Genomic DNA, 7,765 nt, shown 5'->3' on the forward strand with positions numbered 1-7,765 from the left:
GCATCTGTCTCCGTAGCTCAGCTGGATAGAGCGTCCGCCTCCTAAGAATTCGGTCAACCTGATACCTTGGGTGCGGAAGTGATTGCTCTAATCAAAAGCAAGGCTGGGGATCGAGATTTTCCAAACAAATTTTGATGCAACAACTTTACCATCGTCCCGGTTGCAATGCAGTCGGTCACTTCGGTGTGAAAAGCATTCCACACATTTGTTTCCAAGTGCGTTGAATTTCAAAAAATCAACGATAATACATAATATGCCTCAGTAGCTTAGCTGGATAAAGCGCCTCCCTCCTAAGGAGGAGACCGCAGGTTCGAATCCTGTCTGGGGTATCCCTTTAAGAAAATGCGAAGGTCATTTTTCCATGTGAAAGACGATCTTCGCATTTTTCATTTTGAACCTATCACCAAAATTAGCCAGCTAATGCCATTAGCAGAATTTTCGGTTTCAGCTAATAAAATCAGGCTTCCAGCTAATGAAGCCCCATAAAGCGCCTTTTGAACTCCGTTTTCCGGCTCTCTGCTAAAATTGGTAGCCGCTTTCCTGTAAATCCATGTAAATACAAAATAATTTGTGTAAATCTATTTTCCACATTCCTACCCAAAACCGTGTAAAACACTTTTCTCCATACATAGCGCGTTCACTCGCTGTTCTCTCGGAACAGAAAGAGGAACGCGCTTTTTTATTTTCGGGCTGAACTTCCCGAATCCATCAAAGGAGGGTTTACCGATGAAAAAAGTTCTGACCGTCACGATCGACGGTATCCGCTACCATGCTTCCCGCCCGGCAGATTGCCGGCACTGCTTCTTCTGGAAGAATCGAAAGAAGGGCTGCGTTCTCGGCAAAGAGAACTGCTACTACCTGATCGAGCCGCCCAAAGGCCCCAGCAAGTGCGAAGGGTGCCCCTACAAGCGGGCAAAGCCCTGTGTGCTGGTTCCCTGCTACAAAGACCTGATGGCACCGCTGGAGAAGCGAGGTGATGCCAAGTGAGCCACAAGCGAAACGAAGCCCTGCGCCATGTTCAGCACTCCATGCACCATGTGATCGCCGCTGGCGAAGGTTCTGACCGTGCCCCGGACAGCTGCAAGCTGTGTCCGTACTATCGGCCCGATTTCAAGTTCCGCACCTGCCTGTATGCCCACTGTCCTTATAAGAAGCAGGTCAACGTGTTCCGTTCTACACCTGAAAAATGGGATATTCTCTATGCCCGAAAGAAAGCCGACAAGAACCGCAGACCTTGATTACTTCTATGGGCAGTCCAGCGAGCTGTTCTCCTTCTACCGGATTCCCAAGCTGTTGTTTCAGGATAGCCGCTTCCAACCGCTTTCCACAGATGCCAAAACGCTGTACGGTATCCTGCTCGACCGCATGAGCCTTTCAGCCCGGAACGGTTGGTTGGACAAGGCTGGGCGGGTGTTCATCATCTATACCGTGCAGGAAGTACAGGATTCACTGGGCTGTGCCGATAAAAAGGCGACCAAGCTGCTGCGAGAACTGGAAGAGTACGGCCTGATCGAACGCAAACGAAGGGGGCTGGGCAAGCCTGATCTCATCTATGTAAAGAATTTTTCGTCAGAATCGTCAAAACTACGCTTTTTGAATCGTGATAATGACGATTCTGGAACCGTCCAGAATACGCTTCAAGACCCGGCCAAACTACGATGTAATAAGACTGAGAGAAATAATACAGAGGTAAGCGATACTGATCCTATCTATTCCGATGAAAACGACTGGATGAGCAAACGCACCCAACTGGAAGAATATTTTTCACGTTCTTTGGAGATGGACCTTCTTCTCCGGCTTTACCCGGATGATGAAGATACCCTCTACCAAATCGTGGATTTGCTGGTGGATACCTGTGCCACCAACCGCAAGACGCTGCGCATTGCCGGGGACGATAAGCCCGCCGAGGTGGTACGCAGCCGGTTTATGAAGCTGAACGCCGACCATATTTGCTTTGTGCTGAAGTGCCTTGCAGAGAACAGCAGCCCGATCCGAAACATGAAACAGTATCTGCTTGCTTCTCTATATAATGCACCCACCACAATGCAGCTTTTCTATCAGAACCAAACCAACCATGACTTAGCGATGCGGAGGTGATGAAAATTTCAAAGAAAGCAACCACGATTGCCATCGTAAACCAGAAGGGCGGCACTGGAAAAACCACCACCTGTGAGAATCTGGGCATCGGGCTGGCGATGGAAGGCAAAAAGGTCCTGTTGGTGGACGCTGACCCACAGGGGTCTTTGACCATCAGCATGGGCTGGCAACAGCCCGATGAACTACCCACCACCCTTTCCACCCTGATGGCAAAAGCCATGAACGACCAGAGCATTCCGCCCGGTGAAGGCATCCTGCACCATGCAGAGGGCGTTGACCTGATTCCGGCAAACATTGAATTGGCAGGGATGGAAGTTTCCCTTGTGAACTGCATGAACCGGGAAAAGATGCTGAAACAGGTGCTGGAAGGCGCAAAGCGCGACTACGATTTCATTCTGCTGGATTGCACCCCTTCCCTTGGGATGCTGACCGTAAATGCACTGGCGGCGGCAGACACCACCCTGATTCCGGTGCAGGCGCAGTACCTGTCTGCAAAGGGTCTGGAGCAGCTTTTGCAGACTGTGCAGAAAGTCCGGCGGCAGATCAACCCCAAGCTGAAAATTGAGGGCATCCTGCTGACTATGACCGACAGCCGCACCAACTACGGGCAGCAGATTGACAACCTGATTCGAGGTGCCTATGGCAGCAAGATCAAGGTGTTCGACCAGACCATTCCCCGGTCTGTCCGTGCTGCGGAAATCAGTGCCGTGGGTAAGAGTATTTTCCAGCACGACCCCAAAGGCAAGGTGACAGAAGCCTACCGCTCTCTGACAAAGGAGGTGATGGCGAATGCCGAAAAACAGCTTAAACGTGTCGCTGAAAGGGGCAGATGACATCTTCTCCACCGAAGAATCCCGACAGGAACAGCAGCGGGAACAGGTTCAGCAAATTCCCATCGGGGAGCTGTTCCCTTTCAAGAACCACCCCTTTAAGGTCTTGGATGATGAGTCCATGCAGCGCACGGTGGAAAGCGTAGAACAGTACGGCGTGCTTTCTCCGCTGATTGCACGTCCACGCCCGGAAGGTGGCTACGAGATCATCTCTGGGCACCGCCGTCAGCACGCTGCACAGCTTGCTGGGCTGGATGCCCTGCCTGTCATCGTCCGTCAGATGGATGATGATGCCGCAGTTTTGCTCATGGTGGACAGCAATCTCCAACGTGAAAACATCTTGCCCAGTGAAAGAGCTTTCGCCTACAAAATGAAGCTGGAAGCAATAAAAAATCAAGGTGCTAGGTCAGATTTAACTTCTGGACAAATTGTCCAGAAGTCGAAGTTGTCCATTGAACGGGTTGCGGAAGATGCTGGCGAGGGATATAAAACCGTCCAGCGTTTTATCCGCCTGACCAACCTTATTCCCGAATTGCTGGACATGGTAGACGAAAAGAAAATTGCCTTCAATCCCGCTGTGGAGTTGTCCTATCTGGACGAAAGCCAACAGCGGGATTTTTTAGAAGCGATGAACGACACCCAAAATGCACCGTCCCTTTCCCAAGCGCAGCGGCTTAAAAAGCTGGCGCAGGAAGGGCACTTCTCGTATGATGTTGCTTTTGCGGTCATGGGAGAAGAAAAAAAGGACGAGCTGGACAAGGTGGTCATCAAAAATGACACTCTGCGGAAATATTTCCCGCGCAGCTACACCCCGAAACAGATGGAGGACACCATCATCAAGCTGCTGGAACAGTGGCAGCGCAAACTCCAGCGGCAGAACGAACGCTGACTTATACCGTAACGAAAGACCCGATGGGGCCTTTTTCTTTTGCAAACAAAAGGAGAAAAAACACTATGAACACTACTATTGATCTCAAGACCGCAAAGACCATCGAAGCCATGAACCAGAAGATCAACCACATGGACAATGCTGTGACCGACTTCTTCAACAAGATGAGCGATGTGCTGGAGCGGCAGCTCGGCGATGATGAAGTTTACGCCGCCGTGATTGCCCCGGAGATCGAACTGACCATCACCCCGCTGGCGAACGTTCGCAGTTACCTGCCTTGCTTCGATGAAACTGATTCCTGCTACAGCATCAGCGAAGATGTGCCGCTGGCACTCTGCTACGATCCTCGTCAGGTCATTACGCTGGCTGGCAAGCGTTACCTGTCCGGCGCAGTCATCTTTGTACGCTACGACACCGATGGCAATTTTGTTGCACTTACCACCGCCGACCTGTACCTGATCCAGTGTTATCTGGGCGAGAACAGTGTTCCTCTGATGGCTGGCCGCGAGAAGATGGTCTGCATCTGCATTGACTGAGAGGTGCAGTATGGATACTGAAATGACCTGCTATGCGAGTTTCGCAGAAGTCACAGAGGACTATTATTGCTCTGCCGTTGATGTTTTGAAGATTCTGGTTCTCCGTCTGCACGACTACCATGCTCGTTGCTTCTATTCTCTGCGGGATGCTCTGTACGACTATTTTTCTACCGATGCCGCACCGCATACTCATGCCAATGTTTCCACTAAGCATACCGTCACCGCGTCTTGCGCTCCCCGTCCTCCCTGAGAGGATTCTTCTCACAGTTCAGTCAATGTAGGAGGTTCGCTATGAATTTTATTTATTCGTTTATCATTTTTGAAGCTGGTGCCTTTTTCGGCTTCTTTGTGGCAGCTCTGTTGAACGCCGCCCGTGCTGGGCAGGAAATCACTATCAAATTCGAGGAGGAAGATAATGGAACAGACCGAGAACACCTTGTCGGTGCTGAAAATTGCACCGGGACAGCATCCGCAGCAGGTCGAGATCGATAACGACCTGAAAGCCTTGCAGCAGGCGGTGGGCGGCTCCATCGGCGCAAGCTACCCCTTTGCTGATGACCCGATTGCCATCGTTTATAACGATGACGGCAAGCTTATGGGTCTGCCGCTGAACCGGGCCTTATGGGACGAGGACGGGCTGATGTACGATGTTATTGCCGGAACCTTTCTGGTGGTAGGTCTGGGCGAGGAAGATTTTGTATCGCTCTCCCCGGAGCTGGCGCAGAAGTATGAAGAAGAATTCCATCAACCCGAAGCCTTTCTCCCTCTGAGGCGTCGCCTGATGGTCATTCCGGTTCCGGATGAATCAGTTCAGAGTGATGCAGAAAAGGCTGTGAGTAAGCCCCCGGTGGAACATGACCGTTAAGGCGATTTTCTGCACAGGAGGTGGTAACGATGCAGGAAGAAATCGAGCATAAGACGGTCAACCTTGCCATCTCGACCACAAAACTGTCTGCCCGCACCCTGCTGCGTGGGATGCAGTTTCTGCTGCGGCAGTACGACAAGCACGCTTCGCAGGGCAAGCAGTCCATGAAGCGGCTGGTACGGCAGAACCGTGGCGTAACCAATGTGGAGATCCAGAAAACTGGCATCAAGGATTTTGACCGCTATGCTAAGCGGTATCACATCGACTACTCCATCCAGAAAGACCTGTCCTGCACGCCGCCCCGGTATCTGATCTACTTCAAGGCACAGGACACGGACGCTTTGAGCGCAGCATTCAAGGAATATTCGGCATCGGTGCTGGATAAAACCAAGCGTCCTTCCGTGCTGGCAAAGCTGCACGATCTGGCGCAGTCCGTTGCAAATCTGCCGGACAAAGTGCGGCACAAGCAGGAGGAGCGTGGCCTATGAGCAAAAAGAAGCTTTCCAAGCTGTTGGTGCTCTATCTGCCCTATGTGGTAATTGGCTTGCTGGCCACCAATCTGGGCGAGGCGTGGCGGCTGGCCGTGGGCAAGGAACTGGGCGACAAAATCGTATCACTGATGGATACGCTCCCGGCTGCATTTTCAAATCCGCTGCCCAGCCTGCACCCTCTGGATTTGCTGGTGGGCTTGTGCTGCGGCGCAGGGTTACGGCTGGCGGTCTATCTGCGTGGTAAAAACGCCAAGAAGTACCGCCACGGCATGGAGTACGGCTCTGCCCGGTGGGGCGGACCCAAAGATATCGAGCCGTTTATGGCTCCGAAGTTTGAGGACAATATCATCCTCACCAAAACAGAACGCCTGATGATGTCCAACCGCCCACCGGACCCCAAGAACGCCCGGAACAAAAATGTGCTGGTAGTCGGCGGCTCCGGCAGCGGTAAGACAAGGTTCTTTATCAAGCCGAATCTGCTGCAATGTGATTCCAAGAATTTTCCGGTATCATTCGTGGTTACAGATCCGAAAGGTAGTATCGGCGTGGAATGTGGAGAAGCCCTGTTAAAGCACGGCTACAAGCTAAAATTCTTCAACACCATCAACTTTTCCAAGAGTATGCGCTATAACCCCATGGCGTACATCCACAGTGAAAAGGATGTTCTGAAACTCGTGACCGCACTGATGACCAACACCAAAGGTGAAGGTCAGGGCGGCGACCCATTCTGGGACAAAGCGGAACGGCTTCTGCTCGTTTCGCTGATCGCATACCTCCACTACGAAGCCCCTGTCGAGGAGCAAAACTTCGCAACATTGCTGGAAATGCTAAACACTATGCAGGTGTCTGAGGACGATGAAACTTATCAGAATCCGGTAGACCTGTTGTTTGAGGATCTGGGCAAGAAGAAGCCAAAATCCTTTGCCGTGCGGCAGTACAAACTTTACAAGCTAGCTGCCGGCAAAACGGCCAAGTCGATTCTTATTTCCTGCGGTGCCCGGCTCGCACCCTTCGATATTCAGGAAGTCCGGGATGCCACCATGTACGATGAGCTGGAACTGGACAAGCTGGGTGACCGGAAAACGGCGCTGTTCCTTATCATGAGCGATACGGACAGTACATTTAACTTCCTGATCTCCATGATCTACACACAGCTTTTCAATCTGCTCTGTGATAAGGCAGATGACCAATACGGCGGCAAACTGCCAGTCCATGTGCGGTGCCTGATCGATGAGTGTGCTAACATCGGTCAGATTCCGCAGCTGGAAAAGCTGGTGGCTACCATCCGCAGCCGTGAGATCTCGGCGTGTCTGGTCTTGCAGACCCGCAGCCAGTTGAAAGCCATCTACAAGGACAACGCCGACACCATTGTCGGCAATATGGATTCGCAGATCTTTCTCGGCGGCAGCGAGCCTACCACCCTGAAAGATCTTGCCGAAGCACTCGGCAAGGAAACCATCGACAGCTACAACAATTCTGATACCCGTGGCAATAGCCCAAGCTATGGCACCAACTATCAAAAACTCGGCCACGAACTTATGAGCCGGGATGAACTGGCGGTGCTGGATGGCGGCAAGTGCATCCTGCAGCTTCGTGGTGTGCGCCCATTTTTGAGCGACAAGTACGACCTGACCCAGCACCCGAACTACAAGTACACCTCCGATTATGACCCCAAGAACGCACTCGATATCGAGAAGTTCTTGAAACGAAAAGAAAAAATCCACCCGGATGATACCTTCATCATGGTGGATGCCGATTCACTCCCGCCCGCCTGATAAGACGAGCGGTTATTTTTTACCCATTGACCCAACAGGTACACCGGAAAATCGGCCTTCGCCGTGGCTTTCGGCTTTTTGCAAACGGATTTCAGGTGTGTGCAGGGTCACTTTTTCAAAACAAAGGAGATTTTTCTATGGAATTCTTTAACAGCGCAGTGGACGTTCTGAAGACTCTGGTTGTGGCTCTGGGTGCCGGTCTGGGCGTGTGGGGTGCCGTCAACCTGATGGAGGGTTACGGCGGCGATAACCCCTCCGCAAAAAGTCAGGGTATGAAGCAGC

General features: G+C 51.8%; 12 protein-coding genes and 1 tRNA gene. All 13 read left to right on the top strand.

Translation table 11 applies throughout. From position 1 onward, the window contains the following. Window positions 1-255: 255 nt before the first annotated feature. Window positions 256-329: transfer RNA gene (locus tag ACNSPV_RS13715), tRNA-Arg, on the top strand. Window positions 330-726: 397 nt separating this feature from the next. Next, window positions 727-987 carry a hypothetical protein gene (locus ACNSPV_RS13720; RefSeq protein WP_154256648.1) on the top strand — a complete coding sequence of 87 codons (261 nt, stop codon included), beginning with the start codon at window positions 727-729 and terminating at the stop codon, window positions 985-987. Next, window positions 984-1,238, top strand: a complete 255-nt coding sequence (locus ACNSPV_RS13725) for a hypothetical protein (RefSeq protein WP_005924919.1) — start codon at window positions 984-986, stop codon at window positions 1,236-1,238. The genes ACNSPV_RS13720 and ACNSPV_RS13725 overlap by 4 nt, the downstream gene beginning before the upstream one ends. Continuing rightward, window positions 1,201-2,097 carry a DUF6017 domain-containing protein gene (locus ACNSPV_RS13730; RefSeq protein WP_348585114.1) on the top strand — a complete coding sequence of 299 codons (897 nt, stop codon included), beginning with the start codon at window positions 1,201-1,203 and terminating at the stop codon, window positions 2,095-2,097. The genes ACNSPV_RS13725 and ACNSPV_RS13730 overlap by 38 nt, the downstream gene beginning before the upstream one ends. Then, entirely contained in the window at window positions 2,097-2,930 is an 834-nt protein-coding gene (locus ACNSPV_RS13735; protein WP_348585113.1) for a ParA family protein, read from the top strand. The genes ACNSPV_RS13730 and ACNSPV_RS13735 overlap by 1 nt, the downstream gene beginning before the upstream one ends. Next, window positions 2,887-3,816 (top strand): ParB/RepB/Spo0J family partition protein, encoded by a 930-nt coding sequence (locus tag ACNSPV_RS13740; RefSeq protein ID WP_348585112.1) that lies wholly within the window; start codon window positions 2,887-2,889, stop codon window positions 3,814-3,816. The genes ACNSPV_RS13735 and ACNSPV_RS13740 overlap by 44 nt, the downstream gene beginning before the upstream one ends. Window positions 3,817-3,881: 65 nt before the next feature. Next, window positions 3,882-4,352: a hypothetical protein gene (locus ACNSPV_RS13745; RefSeq protein WP_005924908.1), complete on the top strand. Its 471-nt coding sequence runs from the start codon at window positions 3,882-3,884 to the stop codon at window positions 4,350-4,352. Window positions 4,353-4,362: 10 nt separating this feature from the next. Further along, the gene (locus ACNSPV_RS13750) at window positions 4,363-4,602 is read left to right on the top strand and encodes a hypothetical protein (RefSeq protein WP_348585111.1); all 240 of its coding nucleotides are present in this window, start codon (window positions 4,363-4,365) and stop codon (window positions 4,600-4,602) included. A 41-nt stretch (window positions 4,603-4,643) separates the two neighbouring features. Then, window positions 4,644-4,844 (top strand): hypothetical protein, encoded by a 201-nt coding sequence (locus tag ACNSPV_RS13755; RefSeq protein ID WP_348585110.1) that lies wholly within the window; start codon window positions 4,644-4,646, stop codon window positions 4,842-4,844. Further along, entirely contained in the window at window positions 4,768-5,217 is a 450-nt protein-coding gene (locus ACNSPV_RS13760) for a DUF3846 domain-containing protein (RefSeq protein ID WP_418268287.1), read from the top strand. The genes ACNSPV_RS13755 and ACNSPV_RS13760 overlap by 77 nt, the downstream gene beginning before the upstream one ends. A 29-nt stretch (window positions 5,218-5,246) precedes the next feature. Then, window positions 5,247-5,705, top strand: a complete 459-nt coding sequence (locus ACNSPV_RS13765) for a PcfB family protein (RefSeq protein WP_207699050.1) — start codon at window positions 5,247-5,249, stop codon at window positions 5,703-5,705. Further along, a complete protein-coding gene (locus ACNSPV_RS13770; RefSeq protein WP_348585108.1) occupies window positions 5,702-7,483 on the top strand; it encodes a VirD4-like conjugal transfer protein, CD1115 family in 1,782 nt (593 codons plus the stop codon). Before ACNSPV_RS13765 ends, ACNSPV_RS13770 begins: the two co-directional genes overlap by 4 nt. Window positions 7,484-7,620: 137 nt before the next feature. Further along, window positions 7,621-7,765: Maff2 family mobile element protein (locus tag ACNSPV_RS13775; protein WP_418268307.1), on the top strand; the 145-nt coding region annotated here is incomplete at its 3' end.

The sequence above is a fragment of the Faecalibacterium sp. 3 genome, from assembly GCF_048323735.1.
GTDB lineage: Bacteria > Bacillota > Clostridia > Oscillospirales > Ruminococcaceae > Faecalibacterium > Faecalibacterium wellingii.